Annotated in this window: 21 protein-coding genes; 13 read left to right on the top strand and 8 right to left on the bottom strand. The window is 71.2% G+C overall.

The features are described from left to right. Nucleotides 1-38: 38 nt before the first annotated feature. Nucleotides 39-335, top strand: coding sequence for a DUF4193 domain-containing protein (locus tag ACIA8D_RS09550; RefSeq protein ID WP_018535993.1), 297 nt, complete (start codon nucleotides 39-41; stop codon nucleotides 333-335). A 13-nt stretch (nucleotides 336-348) separates the two neighbouring features. Then, on the top strand, nucleotides 349-1,284 hold the full coding sequence (locus ACIA8D_RS09555) for a hypothetical protein (RefSeq protein ID WP_399230332.1): 936 nt from the start codon (nucleotides 349-351) through the stop codon (nucleotides 1,282-1,284). A 31-nt stretch (nucleotides 1,285-1,315) separates the two neighbouring features. Here the strand turns inward: ACIA8D_RS09555 and ACIA8D_RS09560 are convergent, their stop codons facing one another. Beyond that, the gene (locus ACIA8D_RS09560; protein ID WP_399230334.1) at nucleotides 1,316-1,765 is read right to left on the bottom strand and encodes a DUF3093 domain-containing protein; all 450 of its coding nucleotides are present in this window, start codon (nucleotides 1,763-1,765) and stop codon (nucleotides 1,316-1,318) included. Between the two features lie 58 nt (nucleotides 1,766-1,823). Here ACIA8D_RS09560 and ACIA8D_RS09565 point away from each other — a divergent pair, with 58 nt between their 5' ends. The 8 genes from ACIA8D_RS09565 (at nucleotide 1,824) to ACIA8D_RS09600 (ending at nucleotide 9,316) form a co-directional block, all read left to right on the top strand. Then, nucleotides 1,824-2,408 (top strand): PaaI family thioesterase, encoded by a 585-nt coding sequence (locus tag ACIA8D_RS09565; protein ID WP_399230336.1) that lies wholly within the window; start codon nucleotides 1,824-1,826, stop codon nucleotides 2,406-2,408. Continuing rightward, a complete protein-coding gene (gene dut / locus ACIA8D_RS09570) occupies nucleotides 2,405-2,968 on the top strand; it encodes a dUTP diphosphatase (RefSeq protein ID WP_399230338.1) in 564 nt (187 codons plus the stop codon). Before ACIA8D_RS09565 ends, dut begins: the two co-directional genes overlap by 4 nt. Before the next feature lies 1 nt (nucleotide 2,969). After that, a complete protein-coding gene (locus ACIA8D_RS09575) occupies nucleotides 2,970-3,734 on the top strand; it encodes a DUF3710 domain-containing protein (RefSeq protein ID WP_399230339.1) in 765 nt (254 codons plus the stop codon). A 156-nt stretch (nucleotides 3,735-3,890) separates the two neighbouring features. After that, entirely contained in the window at nucleotides 3,891-4,616 is a 726-nt protein-coding gene (locus ACIA8D_RS09580) for an ABC transporter ATP-binding protein (protein WP_399230340.1), read from the top strand. Between the two features lie 143 nt (nucleotides 4,617-4,759). After that, nucleotides 4,760-7,342, top strand: a complete 2,583-nt coding sequence (locus ACIA8D_RS09585; RefSeq protein ID WP_399230342.1) for an ATP-binding protein — start codon at nucleotides 4,760-4,762, stop codon at nucleotides 7,340-7,342. Beyond that, nucleotides 7,339-8,022, top strand: a complete 684-nt coding sequence (locus ACIA8D_RS09590; RefSeq protein WP_399230344.1) for a response regulator — start codon at nucleotides 7,339-7,341, stop codon at nucleotides 8,020-8,022. The genes ACIA8D_RS09585 and ACIA8D_RS09590 overlap by 4 nt, the downstream gene beginning before the upstream one ends. A gap of 79 nt (nucleotides 8,023-8,101) precedes the next feature. Further along, nucleotides 8,102-8,512, top strand: a complete 411-nt coding sequence (locus ACIA8D_RS09595; RefSeq protein ID WP_399230346.1) for an OB-fold nucleic acid binding domain-containing protein — start codon at nucleotides 8,102-8,104, stop codon at nucleotides 8,510-8,512. Between the two features lie 3 nt (nucleotides 8,513-8,515). Beyond that, the gene (locus ACIA8D_RS09600) at nucleotides 8,516-9,316 is read left to right on the top strand and encodes a DUF3159 domain-containing protein (protein ID WP_399230348.1); all 801 of its coding nucleotides are present in this window, start codon (nucleotides 8,516-8,518) and stop codon (nucleotides 9,314-9,316) included. A gap of 89 nt (nucleotides 9,317-9,405) precedes the next feature. Here the strand turns inward: ACIA8D_RS09600 and ACIA8D_RS09605 are convergent, their stop codons facing one another. Both ACIA8D_RS09605 and ACIA8D_RS09610 read right to left on the bottom strand, forming a co-directional pair. Further along, on the bottom strand, nucleotides 9,406-10,077 hold the full coding sequence (locus tag ACIA8D_RS09605; RefSeq protein ID WP_306318135.1) for a TrkA family potassium uptake protein: 672 nt from the start codon (nucleotides 10,075-10,077) through the stop codon (nucleotides 9,406-9,408). Continuing rightward, nucleotides 10,077-10,745: a TrkA family potassium uptake protein gene (locus tag ACIA8D_RS09610; RefSeq protein WP_306318136.1), complete on the bottom strand. Its 669-nt coding sequence runs from the start codon at nucleotides 10,743-10,745 to the stop codon at nucleotides 10,077-10,079. The genes ACIA8D_RS09605 and ACIA8D_RS09610 overlap by 1 nt, the downstream gene beginning before the upstream one ends. 270 nt (nucleotides 10,746-11,015) lie before the next feature. Here ACIA8D_RS09610 and ACIA8D_RS09615 point away from each other — a divergent pair, with 270 nt between their 5' ends. Both ACIA8D_RS09615 and ACIA8D_RS09620 read left to right on the top strand, forming a co-directional pair. Continuing rightward, nucleotides 11,016-13,061 (top strand): APC family permease, encoded by a 2,046-nt coding sequence (locus ACIA8D_RS09615; protein ID WP_399230351.1) that lies wholly within the window; start codon nucleotides 11,016-11,018, stop codon nucleotides 13,059-13,061. A 107-nt stretch (nucleotides 13,062-13,168) separates the two neighbouring features. Next, nucleotides 13,169-14,497, top strand: coding sequence for a class I SAM-dependent RNA methyltransferase (locus ACIA8D_RS09620; protein ID WP_399230353.1), 1,329 nt, complete (start codon nucleotides 13,169-13,171; stop codon nucleotides 14,495-14,497). A gap of 33 nt (nucleotides 14,498-14,530) precedes the next feature. Here the strand turns inward: ACIA8D_RS09620 and ACIA8D_RS09625 are convergent, their stop codons facing one another. After that, on the bottom strand, nucleotides 14,531-14,929 hold the full coding sequence (locus tag ACIA8D_RS09625; RefSeq protein ID WP_399230355.1) for a VOC family protein: 399 nt from the start codon (nucleotides 14,927-14,929) through the stop codon (nucleotides 14,531-14,533). Nucleotides 14,930-15,025: 96 nt separating this feature from the next. Here ACIA8D_RS09625 and ACIA8D_RS09630 point away from each other — a divergent pair, with 96 nt between their 5' ends. After that, entirely contained in the window at nucleotides 15,026-16,039 is a 1,014-nt protein-coding gene (locus ACIA8D_RS09630; RefSeq protein WP_399230357.1) for a helix-turn-helix transcriptional regulator, read from the top strand. 20 nt (nucleotides 16,040-16,059) lie between these two features. Here the strand turns inward: ACIA8D_RS09630 and ACIA8D_RS09635 are convergent, their stop codons facing one another. The 4 genes from ACIA8D_RS09635 to ACIA8D_RS09650 are packed head-to-tail and all read right to left on the bottom strand — an operon-like array spanning nucleotide 16,060 to nucleotide 20,110. Then, nucleotides 16,060-17,619: an AbgT family transporter gene (locus ACIA8D_RS09635; RefSeq protein ID WP_399230359.1), complete on the bottom strand. Its 1,560-nt coding sequence runs from the start codon at nucleotides 17,617-17,619 to the stop codon at nucleotides 16,060-16,062. A 15-nt stretch (nucleotides 17,620-17,634) separates the two neighbouring features. Further along, nucleotides 17,635-18,597 carry an alpha/beta hydrolase family esterase gene (locus ACIA8D_RS09640; protein WP_399230361.1) on the bottom strand — a complete coding sequence of 321 codons (963 nt, stop codon included), beginning with the start codon at nucleotides 18,595-18,597 and terminating at the stop codon, nucleotides 17,635-17,637. A 44-nt stretch (nucleotides 18,598-18,641) separates the two neighbouring features. Beyond that, nucleotides 18,642-19,415, bottom strand: a complete 774-nt coding sequence (locus tag ACIA8D_RS09645; protein WP_399230362.1) for a creatininase family protein — start codon at nucleotides 19,413-19,415, stop codon at nucleotides 18,642-18,644. Further along, complete coding sequence (locus tag ACIA8D_RS09650; RefSeq protein ID WP_399230364.1) at nucleotides 19,412-20,110, bottom strand: FadR/GntR family transcriptional regulator; 699 nt, start codon at nucleotides 20,108-20,110, stop codon at nucleotides 19,412-19,414. The genes ACIA8D_RS09645 and ACIA8D_RS09650 overlap by 4 nt, the downstream gene beginning before the upstream one ends. Nucleotides 20,111-20,152 lie beyond the last annotated feature (42 nt).

The following is a 20,152-nucleotide window of genomic DNA, read 5'->3' on the forward strand; positions in this document are numbered from 1 at the left end:
GCTTGAGACACCGCAGACACCCAGAGGGGGAGAGCGACATGGCAACGGATTACGACACCCCACGCAAGACCGATGACGACCTCAACGAAGACAGCATTGAGGAACTGAAGTCCCGGCGTAACGACAAGTCGGCTTCGAACGTCGACGTGGACGAGTTCGAGGCGGCGGAGGGCCTGGAGCTTCCGGGCGCCGACCTTTCGAACGAGGAGCTGGCCGTCCGTGTCCTGCCCAAGCAGCAGGACGAGTTCACCTGCATGAGCTGCTTCCTGGTGCACCACCGCAGCCAGCTCGCGCGGGAGAAGAACGGGCAGCCCATCTGCCGCGACTGCGACTGAGGGCGGGTCGGGCATGACCAGCTCGACCCCGCCCTGGAAGCGCCGCTCCCGCAACAAGAAGGTCCGCGGAGCGGTTCAAGGCCCGTCAGAGGCCGTGCGTGACGACGAGCGAGGCTCTTTCCCAGGAGCACCCGGTGCGGAGCCCGGTGCCCCCGGAGAAGACGCCTCGCTCGAATCGGCGGACGACTCCGAGCCGACGGGCGACCTGCCGGTGGCCCCGGCGGAAGGCAGCGACGGTGCGCGCAGGGGTGGCGCCGTCGCGAGAAGCGCCAGAACAGCCAGAACGGGGCTGGCCAAGGGCGGCGCTGCCGCCAAGGCCTCCATCGGCTTTCTCGCCGACCGGATCATTGAGAACGCGCCGCGGGTTCCCGTGCGGGACCTGGCGACCCTCCGCAAGCAGTTCCCGGGTCTCGAACCCGAACGCCTCGCGGACAAGTTGGTCACCGGCGCGGCCGCAGCCACATCAACCGTGGGCGCGGGAGTCGGCGCCGCCGCGATGCTGCCCGTACCGCCCGCGATGCCCTACGAGCTGGCCGCGGAGGTCACCGGTGTGGCCGCGATCGAGCTGAAGCTCATCGCCGAGCTGCACGAGGTCTACGGGCTGCGCCCGCCGGGGAACCTGAAGGACCGCAGTACCGCCTATCTGACCTCGTGGACCGAGGAGCGCGGCATCGACGTCGCGAAGCCGGCGACGATCAACGCGGCGCTCGGCGGCCAGATGAAGCGCGAACTGCGCCAGCAGATCATGAAGCGGACGGTGCGGAACCTGCCGAGCCTGACCCCGTTCATGGTCGGAGCGGCCGTGGGCGCGTTCATGAACCGGCGCGACACCAAGAAGCTGGCCGACCGGGTGCGTCAGGACCTGCGGCGGCACCAGGTGCCCTGGGAGGCGCTGAGCGAGCTGCCGCCCCTGGAGGAGCCGCCGGACGCCCTGGAGATCGGGGCCTGAGGCGCGCCGGATCTCAGGTGCGCCCCGGATCTCAGGCGCGGCCGAGAGCCTTTGCCAAAGCTTCAGGTTCGCGCGTCGACACGTAGACGTACGGGGTCGGGTCCGAGGGATCGGTGATCTCCGCCCGCACCGCGGTCGGGACATAGCTGCGCAGCAGCATGAAGGCGCGCGGGTCGGCCTTGTAGGTGCGCCACGCGCGGGCCTCCTCCGCGTCCAGGACGTGCACCTCGCCGAGGGCCGACAGCGGGATCTTCGCGTCGCCCGCGACCAGCGAGTCGGCCACGACGCGGACCCGCGCGGAGCCGTACGCGCTGGTGATCACGGCCGCGACGAGCAGGCCGCCGACGAAGCCGCCGAGCAGCGGCAACGTGCCGAAGGGCAGCAGGATGATGGCCCCCACGACGCCCACCATGAACGTGATCAACCACCACGAACGCGGCGCGGTGAGTCGTTCGTCGTAAGGCGTCGTCGAGAGCTCCATGGGGTCAAGCTTGGCACGATGCGTGCACTGATAGGACGCGCGGGTAAGGTCTGCGCCTGTGAGTGGTACTTCTGCAGCTCTGACGCCCCCTGCCGACGCCATAGCCCCGGTGCGGCACCCCGACGCGCCCGCCCCCGGCGAACTCCTCGGCGCGCACTACGGACACTGTTTCGGCTGTGGCGGCGAGCAACCGCACGGGCTGCACCTGGAGGCGCGGGCCGGTGAAGGCGTCACCGTCACCGCCGAGTTCACCGTGCGCCCCGCGCATCAGGGCGCGCCGGGTCTCGCGCACGGCGGGGTCCTCGCGACCGCGCTCGACGAGACGCTCGGCTCCCTGAACTGGCTGCTCCAGGCCATCGCCGTGACCGGCCGTCTGGAGACCGACTTCGTGCGGCCCGTTCCCGTCGACACGGTGCTGTTCCTGTCCGCCGAGGTGACGGCCGTCGCAGGACGCAAGATCTACTCGACCGCGACCGGCCGGATCGGCGACCCCGACGGGCCCGTCGCGGTGCGCGCCGACGCCCTCTTCATCGAGGTCAAGGTCGACCACTTCATCGAGAACGGCCGCGAGGAAGAGATCCAGGCGGCCATGAGCGACCCCGACCAGGTCAGGCGCGCCCGCGCCTTCGAGGTGAACCCGTGAGCACTGCCCCCAGCGGCCCCGGCAACGAACTCGGCGTGCTGGTGCGGCGCGTCGACCCCGACGTGCCGCTGCCTTCGTACGCGCACCCCGGTGACGCGGGAGCCGATCTGCGGACCACCGAGGCGTGCGAACTCGCGCCCGGTGAGCGGGTCGTTCTGCCCACCGGAGTGTCTGTCGCCCTGCCGCAGGGGTACGCGGCCTTCGTGCACCCCAGATCCGGCCTTGCAGCGCGCTGTGGCGTGGCTCTGGTGAATGCCCCCGGGACGGTGGATGCCGGGTACCGTGGGGAGATCAAGGTGATCGTGGTGAATCTCGATCCGCGCGAGAGCGTGCGGTTCGAGCGCTTCGACCGGATTGCCCAACTGGTGGTCCAGCAGGTCGAGAGGGTCCGCTTCCAGGAAGTCGCGGAGCTTCCCGATTCGATGCGGGCCGAGGGGGGCTTCGGGTCCACCGGCGGGCACGCTGCCGTGGGTGGCCCGACCGTTGCCGGCGACGGCACGGACGGTCAAAAGGGTGGGAATCGATACGCTTCGGTCGTATCCGACCGGGAAGGACAGTGACGTGTTCGGACGTCGTAACAAGAACGGCGCCGCCGAGGATGCGGCCGACGAGGCCGAGCAGGTCGTCGACAGCGTCGACAGTGGCGACACGGACGGGGAGGACGCGGAGCGCTTCCGGCTCGAGCCCGAGCCCCGCCCCGACGGTCCCTGGGACGCCTCCGAGGTCCGCGAGCCCGGCGAGGGCCGGGTAGACCTGGGTGGCGTCTTCGTCCCTGGCGTGGAGGGCATGGAGCTGCGCGTGGAGGTCGCGGGCGACGCGATCGTCGCGGCGACCGTCGTCCTCCAGGACAGCGCGATCCAGTTGCAGGCCTTCGCCGCCCCCAAGAAGGAGGGCATCTGGGGCGAGGTCCGCGAGGAGATCGCCTCCGGCATCACCCAGCAGGGTGGTGTGATCGACGAGGTCGAGGGCCCGCTCGGCTGGGAGCTGCGGGCCCAGGTGCCGGTGCAGCTGCCGGACGGCACGGGCGGCTTCCAGGTCGTGCGGTTCATCGGTGTGGACGGCCCGCGCTGGTTCCTGCGCGGCGTGATCTCGGGCCAGGGCGCCGTGCAGCCGCAGGCGGCCGGCCTCCTGGAGCAGATCTTCCGCGACACCGTCGTGGTGCGCGGCGAGGGTCCGATGGCCCCGCGCGACCCGATCGTCCTGAAGCTCCCCGACGACGCGCAGATGGTCGCCGAGAGCGCCCAGGCCGACGGCCAGGAGGCCTCGCGCTTCTCCGGCGGCATGGGCCAGCTGGCCCGCGGCCCGGAGATCACCGAGGTTCGCTGAGGCGCGCACGCCTTCGTACGTGGCCGGGGCCGCGCATCCTGCAGGGTGCGCGGCCCCGGCCCTTGTGCGTGCGGCCGTTGTCCGGCCCGGGCCCTGCGGACATACTGACCCTCGGCCGAGATCGCATCTGTGGGGGGGGGGGGGGGAGCGGGCGGGATGACCGAGAGCACCGAGGCGGGGGCTGCCACGTTTGAGCGGGACGGCCACGGGCCGATGGTCCTGGTGGAGGGAGTGCACCGCTCGTACGGGAGCGGTGCGGGCGCCGTGCACGCCCTGCGCGGAGTCTCCTTCGAGGTACCGCGCGGCGAACTCGTCGCGCTGAAGGGCCGCTCGGGATCCGGCAAGACGACCCTGCTCAACCTCGTCGGCGGGCTCGACGAACCGGACCGGGGGCGCGTCGTCGTGGACGGCCTCGACCTCGCCGGGCTGGGCGAGAACGGACTGCTGGCGCTGCGCCGCGACCGGATCGGCTTCATCTTCCAGTCCTTCGGCCTCATCCCGATCCTGACCGCCGCCGAGAACGTCGGCGTGCCGCTGCGGCTGCGCAGGGCGCATCCGCGCGAGCGCGAGGAGCGGGTCGAGCTGCTGCTCTCCCTCGTCGGCCTCGCGGGGCACAGCGCCCAGCGACCGGGCGAGCTGTCCGGCGGACAGCAGCAGCGCGTGGCCATCGCCCGTGCGCTCGCGAACAAGCCGGCGCTGCTCATCGCCGACGAGCCCACGGGGCAGCTCGACGCGGAGACCGGCCTCGCCGTGATGGAACTGCTGCGGGCCGTCGTGCGCAGCGAGCGCGTCACCGCCCTGGTCGCCACGCACGACACCACGCTCCTCGACCTCGCCGACCGCGTCCTGGAACTGCGCGACGGAGAGACCGTCCAGCACTGAGCGAGAGGCGCCCGACGCCACGCCCCACCGCCGCATCAGGGTTGTGTCAAAGCTGCCCGCCCCCCTGCCGTACGCCCCCTTTGCGCAGCTCGCAGGCCGTAGGCTCGATGCGCGTGGAGCAGTGACAGGAAGACAATGAGGCCATGGGACGCCGGACGCGCGGCAAACTACGTATCTACCTCGGTTCGGCGCCGGGCGTCGGCAAGACGTACGCGATGCTGTCGGAGGCGCACCGCCGGGTGGAGCGGGGCACCGACTGCGTCGTCGCGTTCGTCGAGCACCACGACCGGCCGCGCACCGAGGTCATGCTGCACGGCCTGGAACAGCTCCCGCGCAGGGAACTCGCCTACCGGGGGACGGCCTTCCACGAGATGGACGTGGACGCCGTGCTGCGCCGCGCCCCCGCCGTCGCCCTCGTCGACGAACTCGCCCACACGAACGTGCCGGGCTCGCGCAACGCCAAGCGCTGGCAGGACGTCGAGGAACTGCTCGGTGCGGGCATCGACGTCATATCGACCGTCAACATCCAGCACCTTGAGTCACTCGGCGATGTGGTTGATTCGATCACTGGTGTACGTCAACGGGAGACGGTCCCCGACGAGGTCGTCCGCCGGGCCGACCAGATCGAGCTCGTCGACATGTCGCCCCAGGCGCTGCGCCGCCGCATGGCCCACGGCAACATCTACAAGTCCGACAAGGTCGATGCGGCGCTCTCCAACTACTTCCGCCCCGGAAACCTCACCGCACTGCGGGAGTTGGCGCTCCTGTGGGTCGCCGACCGGGCCGACGAGTACCTCCAGGAGTACCGGGGCGAGCACAACATCCGCTCCACGTGGCAGGCCCGCGAACGCATCGTCGTCGGCCTGACCGGGGGCCCCGAGGGCCGTACGTTGATCAGGCGCGCGGCCCGGCTCGCCGAGAAGGGCGCGGGCGGCGAGGTGCTCGCGGTCTACATCGCCCGCAGCGACGGCCTCACCGCCGCCTCGCCCAAGGAACTGGCCGTCCAGCGCACCCTCGTCGAGGACCTGGGCGGCACGTTCCACCACGTCATCGGCGACGACATCCCCGCCGCCCTCCTGGAGTTCGCCCGCGGCGTCAACGCCACCCAGATCGTCCTGGGCTCCTCGCGCCGCAAGACCTGGCAGTACATGTTCGGCCCCGGCGTCGGCGCGACCGTCGCCCGCGAGTCCGGGCCCGACCTCGACGTGCACATCGTCACGCACGACGAGGTCGCCAAGGGGCGCGGACTGCCCGTCGCCCGCGGCGCCCGGCTCGGCCGCTCCCGGATCGTATGGGGCTGGCTCACCGGTGTCGGCGGTCCCGCGCTGCTCGCGCTGGTCCTCACGCACACCCACAGCGACCTCGGCCTCGCCAACGACATGCTGCTGTTCCTGTCGCTGACGGTCGCCGCCGCCCTGGTCGGCGGGCTGCTCCCGGCGCTGGCCTCGGCCGCCTTCGGCTCGCTGCTGCTCAACTACTTCTTCACGCCCCCGCTGCACCTGTGGACCGTCGCCGACCCCCGCAACATCGTCGCCATCGTCATCTTCGTATGGGTCGCGGTGTCCGTGGCCTCGGTCGTCGACATCGCGGCGCGGCGCACCCACCAGGCGGCCAGGCTGCGCGCCGAGTCCGAGATCCTCTCCTTCCTGGCGGGCAGCGTGCTGCGCGGCGACAGCAGCCTCGACGCGCTGCTCGAACGCGTACGGGAGACCTTCGCGATGGAGTCCGTGGCGCTCCTGGAGCGGGAGGGCGACACCGCGCCGTGGACCTGCGCGGCGAGCGTAGGACCGCAGTCCCTCGGCCGCCCCGAGGACGCCGATGTCGACATGCCGGTCGGCGACCACATGGCGCTGGCCCTGACCGGGCGCGTGCTGCCCGCGGAGGACCGGCGCGTGCTCGCCGCCTTCGCCGCGCAGGCCGCCGTCGTGCTCGACCGCCAGCGCCTGCAGTCCGAGGCCGACCAGGCGCGCACGCTCGCCGAGGGAAACCGCATCCGTACGGCGCTCCTCGCGGCAGTGAGCCACGACCTGCGCACGCCGCTGGCGAGCATCAAGGCCTCGGTGTCGTCCCTGCGCTCCGAGGACGTCGACTGGTCGCCCGAGGACCAGGCGGAGCTGCTCGCGGGCATCGAGGAGGGGTCCGACCGGCTCGACCACCTCGTCGGGAACCTGCTCGACATGTCGCGCCTCCAGACCGGCACCGTCACCCCGCTCATCCGCGAGATCGACCTCGACGAGGTCGTGCCGCTGGCCCTCGTCGGCGTGCCGGACCCGGACCTCAGCGTCGACCTGGACGTACCCGAGACGCTGCCCATGGTCAGCGTCGACAAGGGGCTCCTGGAGCGGGCCGTCGCCAACGTCGTCGAGAACGCCGTCAAGTACAGCCCGCCCGACAAGCCCGTCCTCGTCTCCGCGAGCACGCTCGGCGACCGAGTGGAGCTGCGCGTCGTGGACCGCGGGCCCGGCGTCCCGGACGAGGCGAAGGACCGGATTTTCGCGCCCTTCCAGCGCTACGGTGACGCTCCGCGCGGCGCCGGCGTGGGCCTCGGGCTCGCGGTGGCGCGTGGCTTCACGGAGGCCATGGGAGGCACGCTCGGCGCCGAGGACACCCCAGGAGGCGGGCTCACGATGGTCCTGACCCTGCGGGCCGCGGCCCGCACCACCCCCGACGCGGCCCCGGAGGCCGAACCCACCGCAGCAGGACCCCAGAGAGGCAGGACCGCATGACCCGGGTGCTCGTGGTCGACGACGAGCCGCAGATCGTGCGCGCCCTCGTCATCAATCTGAAGGCGCGCAAGTACGAGGTGGACGCGGCCACGGACGGGGCGCAGGCGCTGCAGCTCGCCGCCGCCCGCCACCCCGACGTGATCGTCCTCGACCTGGGCCTGCCCGACATGGACGGCGTCGAGGTGATCAAGGGGCTGCGCGGCTGGACCCGCGTACCGATCCTCGTGCTGTCCGCGCGGCATTCGTCCGACGAGAAGGTCGAGGCGCTCGACGCGGGCGCCGACGACTACGTGACCAAGCCCTTCGGCATGGACGAGCTGCTCGCCCGGCTGCGGGCGGCCGTGCGGCGGGCCGAGCCCACGGGCGGCACCGAGGACGGGGGGATCGTCGAGACCTCCGACTTCACGGTCGACATGGCCGCGAAGAAGGTCAACCGGGGCGGGCACGACGTACGCCTCACCCCGACCGAATGGCATCTCCTGGAGGTCCTGGTGCGCAACACCGGCCGCCTGGTCAGCCAGAAACAGCTGCTTCAGGAGGTGTGGGGGCCCTCGTACGGGACGGAGACCAACTATCTGCGGGTGTACATGGCGCAGTTGCGCCGCAAGTTGGAGACCGACCCCTCGCACCCGCGGCACTTCGTGACGGAGCCGGGGATGGGGTACCGGTTCGAGCGGTGAGTTCGCGCGTTGAGACCGCGCGAAAGCGGGGTACACCAGCGGGTACGACCCTGTCACAGGGCCCAGGTACGCTTCCAGTATGAGTGCTGTTCCGCGTTCCGACAGGGCGTCCGAGAAGCCGGCGGGCCGGTTCCGGCGCATGCTCGACCGTCTGTCCAGTTCCCAGGAGGACCTGGAGTCGGAGGAGCTGCGCGAGGACTCGGAGACCACCGGGTGCACGCGCATCGACGACTGCACGGACCGACAAATGGTCACCGTAACTGGTACGTTGCGCACGGTAACCCTGCGGCCACGCGCCGGAGTTCCCGCGCTGGAGGCGGAGCTGTTCGACGGCTCGGCCGCCGTGGACGTGGTGTGGCTCGGCCGGCGTTCGATCGTCGGGATCGAGCCGGGGCGCAAACTCATAGCTTCGGGACGGATCTCGATGAGCCGGGGCCGTAGGGTGCTGTTCAACCCGAAGTACGAACTCAGACCGCTCGGACGGGAGTAGCCGGTGACGTCCCTCGACAAGCCGACCGACCGCGAACCCACAGGCCACGACGGGCAGGACGGCCAGGACGTCACGGACAAGTCCGTGACCGAGGCCGCGCTCTTCGAGGCCTTCGGCGGCGTGCGGGGCATGGTGGAGACGGTCCTGCCGGGCCTCCTCTTCGTGAGCATCTTCACGGTCAACAAGGACCTGCACATGGCGGCCATCGCGGCCATCGCGGTGTCCCTGGTCATGGTGGCCGTGCGCCTGGTCATGAAGGACACCGTGAAGCACGCCTTCAGCGGCGTCTTCGGCGTCGCCTTCGGTGTGGTGTTCGCGATGATGACGGGCAACGCCAAGGACTTCTATCTGCCCGGCATGCTCTACACGTTGGGGCTCGCGCTCGCCTACATCGTCACCACCTTGTGCGGGGTGCCCCTGATCGGCCTGATCCTCGGGCCGGTGTTCAAGGAGAACCTGTCGTGGCGCACCCGCAACCCGGGGCGCAAGAAGGCCTACGCGAAGGCGAGTTGGGCCTGGGGCCTCATCCTCCTGGCCAAGTGCGCGATCCTGTTCCCGATGTACTTCTGGGCGGACACGGATTCGGCCAACACCCAATTCGGCTGGGTGCTCGTCGCGTTGAAGATCCCGCCGTTCCTGCTGGCCGTGTGGCTCACGTGGGTCTTCCTGGCGAAGGCGCCCGCGCCCATCGACGTGTTCGCGGAGATGGAGGAGGCCGAGCGGCAGAAGGAGGCCGACCGCGAGAAGGCGGACGCTTCCAGCGCCGAGGCGGGCGGCCGCGCGCGACACCGCCGCGAGGCCTGATCCTCGTACGCCGCTGAACGTCAAAGGCGGCGGCCCCGAGCGAAGAAGCTCGGGGCCGCCGCCTTCGTCGTTCGACTCTGGTCAGTGCGCTACGCGTCCTCGCGCCGCACCGACAGCAGGTCCTCCAACTGCTCCTCGCGCGCCTGCGCCGCGACGAACAGCAGCTCGTCGCCCGCCTCCAGCGAGTCCTCCGGGCTGGGGGCCAGCACGCGGGTGCCGCGGATGATCGTCACCAGGGACGTGTCCTGCGGCCACTGGACGTCGCCGACCCGGGTGCCGGCAAGGGCCGACTCCTCGGGAAGCGTCAGCTCGACCAGGTTCGCGTCGCCGTGGCTGAAGCGGAGCAGGCGGACGAGATCGCCCACGCTGACCGCCTCTTCGACGAGCGCCGACATCAGGCGCGGCGTCGAGACGGCCACGTCCACGCCCCACGACTCGTTGAACAGCCACTCGTTCTTCGGGTTGTTCACGCGGGCGACGACCCGCGGGACCCCGTACTCGGTCTTCGCGAGCAGCGAGACGACCAGGTTGACCTTGTCGTCCCCGGTGGCCGCGATGACCACGTTGCAGCGCTGGAGCGCCGCCTCGTCCAGGGACGTGATCTCGCAGGCGTCGGCGAGCAGCCACTCCGCCTGCGGGACGCGCTCGACCGAGATGGCCGTCGGCGCCTTGTCGACGAGGAGCACCTCGTGACCGTTCTCCAGGAGCTCGCCCGCGATCGAGCGGCCGACCGCCCCGGCTCCGGCAATGGCGACCCTCATCAGTGACCGCCCTCCTCAGGGCCCTCGGCGAACGCCGCCTCGACCTTCTCGACGTCGTCCGTGCGCATCATCACGTGCACGAGGTCGCCTTCCTGCAGCACCGTCTGCGACGTCGGCAGGATCGCCTCGCCGAGCCGGGTCAGGAACGCGACGCGCACGCCCGTCTCCTCCTGGAGGCGGCTGATCTTCTGGCCGATCCAGGACTCCGACGCGTGCACCTCGGCGAGCTGGACGCCCCCGGTGGGATCGCGCCACAGCGGCTCCGCGCCGGACGGCAGGAGGCGCCGCAGCATCTGGTCGGCGGTCCAGCGGACCGTGGCGACCGTCGGGATGCCCAGGCGCTGGTAGACCTCCGCACGGCGGGGGTCGTAGATGCGCGCCGCCACGTTCTCGATCCCGAACATCTCGCGGGCCACCCGCGCGGCGATGATGTTCGAGTTGTCACCGCTGGAGACGGCGGCGAAGGCGCCGGCCTCCTCGATGCCCGCCTCGCGCAGGGTGTCCTGGTCGAAGCCGACTCCGGTGACGCGACGGCCGCCGAAACCCGAACCCAGGCGACGGAACGCCGTCGGGTCCTGATCGACCACGGCGACCGTGTGGCCCTGTTGCTCCAGGGTCTGGGCGAGTTGGGACCCTACTCGGCCACAGCCCATGATCACGATATGCACGGCCCTACCCCGCACTCCTCATAGGCCTTTTGACCTGCGTAAACGTCCTGCTCATGGCTCTCTCTCGCGGCATGGTCCAGCCGGTGCGGCTCGATCTCGGGCACGATGCGGGCTGCTGTGCGGCTCGCGCTCTGGACCACCGTATCGGCTCTGTAAGGGAACTCCTCCTCCGCGTCGGCGGGGAGATCGCGGAAGGCGTGGTGCAGAGCACGAAGCTGAATGGGGGTGGTGGGTGGGCGGCCCGCCGTTCGAACGCTTACGATCCTCTCCGTGTCCAAACTGACCGACGTGCCCAAACGGATCTTGATCGGGCGCGCACTGCGCAGCGACCGGCTGGGAGAAACGCTCCTGCCGAAGCGCATCGCACTCCCCGTTTTCGCCTCCGACCCGCTGTCCTCCGTGGCGTATGCGCCCGGAGAGGTCCTGCTGGTCCTCTCCATCGCGGGCGTGTCGGCCTACCACTTCAGCCCCTGGATCGCGGTCGCGGTCGTCGTGCTGATGTTCACGGTCGTCGCCTCCTACCGCCAGAACGTCCACGCCTATCCGAGCGGTGGCGGCGATTACGAGGTGGCGAACACCAACCTCGGACCGAAGGCGGGACTCACCGTCGCGAGCGCCCTGCTCGTCGACTACGTCCTGACCGTGGCCGTGTCGATCTCCTCCGGCATCGAGAACCTCGGCTCCGCGATCCCGTTCGTGGTCGAGCACAAGGTGCTGTGCGCGGTCGCCGTGATCGTGCTGCTCACGCTGATGAACCTGCGCGGTGTGAAGGAATCGGGGAAGCTTTTCGCCATTCCCACGTACGTCTTCGTGGCCGGTGTCTTCATCATGATCGTCTGGGGTGCGTTCCGCGGGCTCGTCCTCGGTGACTCCATGAAGGCGCCCACCGCCGACTTCCACATCAAGGCCGAGCACCAGGGCCTCGCGGGCTTCGCGCTCGTCTTCCTGCTGCTGCGCGCCTTCTCCTCCGGGTGTGCGGCGCTCACCGGCGTCGAGGCGATCTCCAACGGTGTCCCGGCGTTCCGCAAGCCCAAGTCGAAGAACGCGGCGAGCACCCTCGCGCTGATGGGCGGCCTCGCCGTCACCATGTTCTGCGGCATCATCGGGCTTGCCCTCGCCACCGACGTACGGATGGCCGAGAATCCGGCCAAGGACCTGATCCACAACGGTGCCGCGGTCGGCTCCAGCTTTGTTCAGGACCCGGTGATCGCACAGGTCGCCGAGGCCGTCTTCGGCGGCGGCAGCTTCATGTTCCTGATCCTTTCGGCCGCCACCGCGCTCGTGCTTTTCCTTGCGGCCAACACCGCGTACAACGGCTTCCCGCTGCTCGGCTCGATCCTCGCCCAGGACCGCTACCTGCCGCGCCAGCTGCACACCCGCGGCGACCGCCTCGCGTTCTCCAACGGCATCGTGCTGCTCGCCGGCGCCGCGGCTCTCCTGGTCGTCATCTACGGGGCCGACTCGACCCGGCTGATCCAGCTGTACATCGTGGGCGTCTTCGTGTCGTTCACGCTCAGCCAGATCGGCATGGTCCGGCACTGGAACCGGCACCTGGCCTCCGAGCGCGACCAGGCCAAGCGCCGCCACATGGTCCGCTCCCGCGCGATCAACACGTTCGGCGCGTTCTTCACCGGCCTCGTCCTCGTGGTCGTCCTCCTCACGAAGTTCACGCACGGAGCCTGGGTCGCACTGCTCGGCATGTGCATCTTCTTCGTGACGATGACCGCGATCCGTAGGCACTACGACCGGGTCGCCGAGGAGATCGCGGCTCCGGAGGTTCCGTCCGACGACAGCGTGCGCCCCTCCCGGGTGCACTCGCTCGTCCTCGTGTCGAAGATCCACCGGCCGACGCTGCGCGCGATCGCGTACGCGAAGTTGATGCGTACGGACACCCTTGAGGCATTGAGCGTCAATGTTGATCCGGCGGAGACGAAGGCGTTGAGGGAGGAGTGGGAGCGTCGAGGTATCGACGTGCCGCTCAAGGTTCTTGATTCCCCGTACCGGGAAATCACCCGGCCGATCATCGAGTACGTCAAGAGCCTCCGCAAGGAGTCCCCGCGCGACGCGGTCAGCGTGATCATCCCCGAGTACGTGGTCGGCCACTGGTACGAGCACCTGCTGCACAACCAGAGCGCGCTGCGCCTGAAGGGCCGGCTGCTCTTCACGCCCGGCATCATGGTGACCTCCGTCCCGTACCAGCTGGAGTCCTCCGAGGCCGCGAAGAAGCGGGCCCGCAGGCGCTCCGAGTGGAACGCGCCGGGCGCCGTGCGGCGCGGCCCCGTCGAGAAGCGGCCCAAGGAGCCCAGCTCCAAGTAGGCCGACGCGTGCCCTGGTGAGCGGCCGGGCGACAGCCACGTAAACTGGTGGGCTGTTGTCCGGCCGCTCTCGTATGTGGCCACCCCCTTACGTACTGGAGCCCCGCCATGCAGGCAGAACCGACGACGTCACTGGTGGGGGAGGAGTACGAGGTCGAGGTCGGCCCCGTCGCGCACGGCGGTCACTGCATCGCGCGCACCGCCGAGGGCCAGGTCCTCTTCGTCCGGCACACGCTGCCCGGCGAGCGGGTCGTGGCGCGGGTGACCGAGGGCGAGGAGGGCGCGCGCTTCCTGCGCGCCGACGCCGTGCAGGTCCTGGAGGCGTCCAAGGACCGCGTCGAGGCGCCCTGTCCGTACTCCGGGCCCGGCCGCTGCGGCGGCTGCGACTGGCAGCACGCCAAGCCCGGCGCGCAGCGCCGCCTCAAGGGCGAGGTCATCGCCGAGCAGTTGCAGCGGCTCGCGGGCCTCACGCCCGAGGAGGCCGGCTGGGACGGCACGGTCATGCCGGCCGAGGGCGACAAGCTCCCGGCGGGCGAGGTCCCGCAGTGGCGCACGCGCGTCCAGTACGCGATCGACGCCGACGGCAACGCGGGCCTGCGCCGCCACCGCTCGCACGAGGTCGAGCCGATCGAGCACTGCATGATCGCCGCGGCGGGCGTGTCCGAGCTGGGCATCGAGAAGCGCGACTGGGCCGGCATGGCGTCGGTCGAGGCGATCGCGGCGAGCGGCTCGCAGGACCGCCAGGTGATCCTGGAACCGAAGCCGGGCGCGCGCCTGCCCCTCGTGGAGCTGGACAAGCCGGTCTCGGTCCTCCGGGTCGCCGAACAGGACGGCGGTATCCACCGCGTTCACGGCCGCCCCTTCGTCCGCGAGCGCGCCGACAACCGCACGTACCGCGTCGGCAACGGCGGCTTCTGGCAGGTCCACCCGAAGGCGGCCGAGACGCTGATGCTCGCCGTCATGCAGGGCCTCACGCCGCGCAAGGGCGACACGGCCCTCGACCTCTACTGCGGCGTCGGCCTCTTCGCGGGCGCGATCGCCGACCGGGTCGGCGAGAAGGGCGCGGTCCTCGGCATCGAGTCCGGCAAGCGCGCGGTCGAGGACGCCCGGCACAACCTGGAGTCCTTCGACCGGGTCCGCGTCGAGCAGGGCAAGGTCGAGTCGGTCCTGCCGCGCACCGGCATCTCCGAGGTCGACCTCATCGTCCTGGACCCGCCGCGCGCGGGCGCGGGCAAGAAGACCGTCACCCACCTCACGACGCTGGGCGCCCGCCGCATCGCCTACGTCGCCTGCGACCCGGCCGCCCTCGCGCGCGACCTCGGGTACTTCCAGGAGGGCGGGTACAAGGTGCGGACGCTGCGGGCGTTCGACCTGTTCCCGATGACGCACCACGTCGAGTGCGTGGCGATTCTGGAGCCGGCCAAGAAGGACGCCTGACCGACGGCCCTGCGGGAGGCGTGTGCGAGGGCGTCAGCGCGCGAACTTCGCCACGGCCTCCGGGGTGACCGGCGTGAAGAAGTTGACCAGGTTGCCGTCGGGGTCGCGCAGCAGCAGCGAGCGGTTGCCCCAGGGCATCGTGGTGGGTCCGTTGACGAAGTCCGTCACGTGAGTGGCCAGGTCCCGGTGCGTGCGGTCCACGTCGTCGACGAGGAACTCGGTGATCACGCTGTCGTTGGCCGCCGGGCGCGCCGAGCCAGGGGCGAACAGCGGGACCGTGCGGGTGCTGGCAACGGCGAGCGTGGCGCCCGGCGTCCGGAGTTCGGCGAAGTCCTCGGTCGCCCACACGGCCTGGACGCCCGTGGCCCGCTCGTAGAACGCGACGAGGCGGGCGACGTCGCCGGTGATGACGCGGATGGATACGAAGTCCATGAGGTCTCCCTGAGCTCTGGGCGGGATCGGGTGTGCTTCGCAGGCTAGGAGCAATAGCAGACAGAATCGGTCCGGTATCGGCGCTAGCCTTCGAGCATGTCCCGACCCGCAGGCCGCGTGCTCACCCTCCTTGAGCTGCTCCAGTCCGGCGGCACCCGGACCGTCGCCGAACTCGCCGACCGGCTGGGCGTCGACGGGCGCACCGTGCGGCGCTACGTGGACCACCTCGTCGACCTTGACGTCCCCGTGGAGTCGGTGCGCGGCCGCTACGGCGGGTACCGGCTCGGCCCCGGCCACCGGCTGCCCCCGCTCATGCTCGGCGACGACGAGGCGCTGGCCGTGCTGCTCGGCCTGATCGCCGGCCGCCGGGCGGGGCTGACGGCCGCGGGGGACACCGCGAGCGAGACGGCCGCGGCGAAGATCCGCCGGGTGCTGCCCACGCCGCTCGCACGCCGCCTCGACACGCTCCTCGACTCGCTCTCCTTCACCGACGACCCGCGCTCCCTCACGGGCCGGCCCGGCGAGCGGGCCCCCGCCCCGGACGCCGGGGTGCTGCTCACCGTCGCCGACGCGGTGCGCCACCGCCGTCCGGTCTCGGTCCGGTACGTCGACGGGGAGGGCCGGCGCAGCGAGCGCACGCTGCACCCGTACGGGATCGTCGCCCACGCGGGCCGTTGGTACGTCACCGGCCAGGACGCCGGGCTCGGCGAGGACCGCACCTTCCGGCTCGACCGGATCGCGGACGCGCGGTCGCTGCCGGGCACGTTCGAGGAACCGGCGGGGTCCGAGGGGCCGGACGGGCTCGATCCGGCGCAGCGCGTGCTGTCCGGGCTCGCCACGGCCGCGTACCGGTACGAGGTGACGCTGCGGATCCACGGAAGCGTCGAGCAGATCCGGACCCGGCTCCCCGCGAGCGTCGCGGTCCTCGACGAGACCGGGCCCACCGCCGAACGTGAGCGGCGGGTCGAGCTGCGGGCCGAGCGGCTCGACTGGCTGCCTCCGGTGCTCGCCTCGCTCGACCGGCCGTTCGCCGTCGAGCGTCCCGCCGAACTCCGTGACCTCGTCGGCGAGTTCGCCGACCGCCTCGCGTCGTACGCCCGCCGGACCTGACGTCCGCCGGGCGTGGCCGGTCAGCGCACCGGCGCCCCGGGCCCCAGCGGAATCCCCAGCGCCCACCAGGCGAGGAACAGCAGCGTCCACGCCGCTGTCATCGCGATGGCCAGCGGCAGCGTGTACGCGGCGAGGGTGCCGATGCCCGCGTCCTTGCGGTAGCGCTGGAGGAAGCCGAGGGCCATCACGAAGTACGGGCTCATCGGGGTGATCGCGGTCGACCCGGAGTCCGCGATGCGGAACAGCGCCTGCGTCGTCTCGGCCGGCACGTGCGCCAGCATCAGCATCGGTACGAGGACGGGCGCGGCCAGCGCCCACATCGCGGAGCCGCTGGTCACCATCACGTTCACGACGGTCAGCAGCAGCAGGATCAGCAGGAACACGACGACGATCGGCATCCCGCTGTGCTCCAGGAGCTCCGCCGCCCGCACCGCCAACACGTCGCCGATGTGCGTCCAGTCGAAGTAGGCGAGGAACTGGGCGATCGCGAAGAACAGCACCAGGACCGGCGCCATCTGCTTCACGCCCGCCGCCATCAGCTTCGGTACGTCGCCGGGCTTCGCGATCGACCCCGAGCGCGCCCCGTACACGATGCCGGTCAGCGCGAACAGGACGGCCACGACCGCCGCGATGCCGTCGATGAACGGCGATTCGACGATGCTGCCGCCGTCCCCGCGCAGCGGCGAGGACGTGGGGGCGAGCGCCGCCACGACCAGCACCAGGCCGCCGCCGAGCGCGAGCAACGCCCGGCGCAGCGCGGAGCGTTCGCGCTCGCTGAGGTCCAGCGTGCCCAGGTCCTCGACGTCGGCGTCGGGGTCCGGGTCGAGATCGGGGCGCTTGGCCAGCACCCAGCGCGTGACCAGTGTGATGACGGTGGCCAGCAGGAGCGAGGAGGCGATGTTGAAGAACCAGTTGGACAGCGGCGACACATACGCGTCGTCGCCGCCCGCGATCTTCGCCGCGGCCGTCGTGATGCCCGCGAAGATCGCGTCGTTCGGCGTGGGCACCGGGCTCGCGTCGTAGCCGGAGGCGATCGACGTGTACGCCACGACGATGCCGAGGATCGGGGAGCGGCCCACGGCACGGAAGGCGAGCCCGCCGAGCGGCACCAGGATGATGTACGCGGCGGCCGACGCCACGTGCGCGACCGTCCCGGCGAACGCGACGGCGAACACCACCCAGGAGGCGGGCACCCGCGCGACCCCGACCTTCATCGCAGCGGACAGGAATCCGCTGCGCTCGGCGACGGCGACGCCCATGATGACGACCACGATCGTCGCCATCGGCGGGAACTCGGCGAAGTTCGACACCATCGTCGAGACCGCCATGGCGAGCCCGTCGCCGCTGAGCAGGTTCTGTACGACGACGGTCTTGTGGTCGGCGGGCGACACCACGGACACGCCGAGCCCCGCGAGCACGGCGCTGACGACGGCGAGTACCGCCGACAGGATCCAGAACAGCCAGAACGGGTGCGGCAGCGCGTTGCCCGCTCGTTCGACGACACCGAGGGCGCGGATGACGAACGGCAGCCGCGCCGCCCCTGCCTCGTCCGGCGCGGGGACCTGTCTCTGTACGGTCATGATCGCTGCTCCGAACTAGCGCGTCGGGGACGGGAGTTGGTGGTGCCGGAAGAACGCCCACATCACCTTGTGGGCCTGGATCGTCTGCGTCGTGCAGCCGCCACCGCTGTAGCCGTCGGCGCCCGGCCAGGTGTGCCCGCCGTCGGTGACCGCGACGTGCGCCACCTCCGCGCCGCCCGCGCAGCCGGTCCACCGCGACGTCGTGATGTCGGGTCCGACCGTCTCGTCGGGCGCCTGGGTGCGGCAGCCGTCCCGGTCGGCCCACTCGCGCACCCAGTCCTGGATCGCGGGCAGCCCCCGGTCGACGTCTCCGGCGTACGGGATGGTGGTGTCGCCGGTGCCGTGGAAGTCGAGGACGGGCATCGGGCGCTTCGGGTCGCAGCCGCCCTCGCGGGTGCCGGGGTAGAAGGCCCCGGCGACCGGCGCGACGGCCGCGAAGCGGTCGGCCATCCGGCAGGCGAGCAGGCCGGTGAACCCGGCGCTGTTCGACTTGCCGGTGGCGTACACCCGCCGCTCGTCGACGCACAGTGAGCCTTCGAGGGAGTCGAGCAGATCCCCGGTGAACGCGACGTCGTCCACGCCGGCCGCCGCGTACGGCGCGCCCTGCCAGGCCTGCCGCTCGCCGTCGCCGGTGCCGACGACGCCGTTCGGGTAGGCGACGATCGCGGGCAGTGCGGACAGGCGCGAGAACGCCTCGGTGCCCGCGCCGGTGTTCCCGCGCCCGTGGTAGGCGACGATCAGCGGCCAACTACGGTCGGGTGTATAGCCGTTGGGGAGGTGCAGCTGGTAGGTACGCTCTCGGCCGCCGCTAGTCATGGTGTGCAGGGCGCTGGTGCCGGGGTGCTGCGGGGCGGGGGCGCCGCAGCCGCCGGAGCGGGGAGAGTCGGCGGCGTGGGCGGGGCCGGCGTATGCCGGGGCGAACGGTACGGCGACGAGCGCGGCGGCCAGTACGCAGGCACGCCGAAGTAGACCCTTCATCTGCGGCTCCTAAGAGAGGGTGGTTGTGTCGCTCAGCGGGGGGGCTAGAGGTCGAGCCATTCCTCGACGAACGCGCACACGCGCCCGACGGCGGCGTCCACGATGGCCGCCCCGTCCTCGGCCGTGGCCGACGTCGGGTCGCCGAGCACGCCGTTGGCGCTCAACTCGTCGTAGGGCAGGGTGAGCGTCGGCTGCGCGAAGGAACGGGCGAGGCGCGCCTCGGGCTTCAGTTCGTCCATGGACACGGAACCCGGCCTCAGCCGGTCCCGGTGCACCAACTCCGGTGTCAGGCGCAGCATTTGGGCGGTCTCGGCCTCGCCGCTGTGCCCGTGCACCTCGCTCACGCCCATGCCCGCCACCACGCCGGAGGCGAGCGCGGTCACCGGCGACCAGGCGAACCGGACGTCAGGGTGGGAGACGAGCAGGTCCTGCGCCACCGTAGTCAGCGCCGCGTTGTTCCCGCCGTGCCCGGTGAGCACCAGGAACCGCCGCCAGCCGTGCCGTCGCAGGCTCTCCACGTACTCGCGCACGACGGCGGCGAACGTGGTCGTCGTCAGCGTCACCGTCCCGGCGAACGCCATGTGGTGCGGGGAGACGCCGACCGGGAGCGGCGGGCCGATCACCACGCGGCCGGCGAGCCGGGCTCCGACGAGGTCGGCGATCCGTTCCGCGCGGATGGTGTCGGTGGCGATCGGCATGCCGGGGCCGTGCTGCTCGTAGGCGCCGGCGGGGATGATGACGACGGGGGCGCGGGTGACGGCCCCGGCGGCCTCCTCGGTCGTCAACTCGGCAAGCCGCAGCGGCTGTTCGGTGCTCACGCGAGCTCACCCCCGTCGGGGAACTCGGCGCCGAGCACGGTGTCCCGGATCGCGGTCAAGTGCTCGCGAGTGAGTCGCTCGGCCGTCGCCGCGTCGCCTTCGCGTACGGCCTCGACGATCTGGAGGTGCTCGGCGTGGTCGCGCTCCCGGTCGTTGTAGCGGTGCCGGATCTCGATCTGGTCGCGGGCGCGGACCTGGAGCAGCGCCTCGACGGTCTCCTTCAGCAGCGCGTTCCCGCTGGCCGTGGCGAGCGCCACGTGGAAGTGCACGGAGCGGCGCAGTGACTCCTCGGGCGGGAACAGCGCGTTGGCCGCCGCGTGCTCCAACTGCTCCACTCCTTGCGGGAGCCGGATCCGGGCGGCCTCGGCCGCGACCGCCGGTTCGACGACCAGGCGCGCCTCGACGAGTTCGAGCACGGACCGCCGCGACGTGCGCGGCCGGTGCGGATTGGCGAGCAGTCGCCGATCCACGCCGGGCCCGACGTACGTCCCAGAACCGTGCCGGAACTCCACGACCTGCATGGCCTCCAGGCGCCGCAGCGCCTCCCGCACGGTCGGCGTCGTCACCTCGAAACGCTTGGCCAGCTCGCGTGAGGAGGCCAGGGCGTCACCGGGGGAGAGCCGTTCGGTGCGGATGATCTCGACGATGTCGTCCGCGAGGCGCTCGGAGAGCGAGGGTTGATCGGCGTAACTCATAAAGTGAATAGATCACTTGGCCAGTGGGAGTGTCAACGGTCG

The sequence above is a fragment of the Streptomyces sp. NPDC051684 genome (assembly GCF_044453445.1).
Taxonomy (GTDB): domain Bacteria; phylum Actinomycetota; class Actinomycetes; order Streptomycetales; family Streptomycetaceae; genus Streptomyces.

What these genes read in the sequence shown, in the direction of transcription:
- ACIA8D_RS09550 (WP_018535993.1), top strand. Translation starts at nt 39, where the DNA reads ATGGCAACGGATTACGACACCCCACGCAAGACCGATGACGACCTCAAC.
- ACIA8D_RS09555 (WP_399230332.1), top strand. Translation starts at nt 349, where the DNA reads ATGACCAGCTCGACCCCGCCCTGGAAGCGCCGCTCCCGCAACAAGAAG.
- ACIA8D_RS09560 (WP_399230334.1), bottom strand. Translation starts at nt 1,765, where the DNA reads ATGGAGCTCTCGACGACGCCTTACGACGAACGACTCACCGCGCCGCGT.
- ACIA8D_RS09580 (WP_399230340.1), top strand. Translation starts at nt 3,891, where the DNA reads ATGACCGAGAGCACCGAGGCGGGGGCTGCCACGTTTGAGCGGGACGGC.
- ACIA8D_RS09585 (WP_399230342.1), top strand. Translation starts at nt 4,760, where the DNA reads ATGGGACGCCGGACGCGCGGCAAACTACGTATCTACCTCGGTTCGGCG.
- ACIA8D_RS09590 (WP_399230344.1), top strand. Translation starts at nt 7,339, where the DNA reads ATGACCCGGGTGCTCGTGGTCGACGACGAGCCGCAGATCGTGCGCGCC.
- ACIA8D_RS09595 (WP_399230346.1), top strand. Translation starts at nt 8,102, where the DNA reads ATGAGTGCTGTTCCGCGTTCCGACAGGGCGTCCGAGAAGCCGGCGGGC.
- ACIA8D_RS09605 (WP_306318135.1), bottom strand. Translation starts at nt 10,077, where the DNA reads ATGAGGGTCGCCATTGCCGGAGCCGGGGCGGTCGGCCGCTCGATCGCG.
- ACIA8D_RS09620 (WP_399230353.1), top strand. Translation starts at nt 13,169, where the DNA reads ATGCAGGCAGAACCGACGACGTCACTGGTGGGGGAGGAGTACGAGGTC.
- ACIA8D_RS09625 (WP_399230355.1), bottom strand. Translation starts at nt 14,929, where the DNA reads ATGGACTTCGTATCCATCCGCGTCATCACCGGCGACGTCGCCCGCCTC.
- ACIA8D_RS09630 (WP_399230357.1), top strand. Translation starts at nt 15,026, where the DNA reads ATGTCCCGACCCGCAGGCCGCGTGCTCACCCTCCTTGAGCTGCTCCAG.
- ACIA8D_RS09635 (WP_399230359.1), bottom strand. Translation starts at nt 17,619, where the DNA reads ATGACCGTACAGAGACAGGTCCCCGCGCCGGACGAGGCAGGGGCGGCG.
- ACIA8D_RS09640 (WP_399230361.1), bottom strand. Translation starts at nt 18,597, where the DNA reads ATGAAGGGTCTACTTCGGCGTGCCTGCGTACTGGCCGCCGCGCTCGTC.
- ACIA8D_RS09650 (WP_399230364.1), bottom strand. Translation starts at nt 20,110, where the DNA reads ATGAGTTACGCCGATCAACCCTCGCTCTCCGAGCGCCTCGCGGACGAC.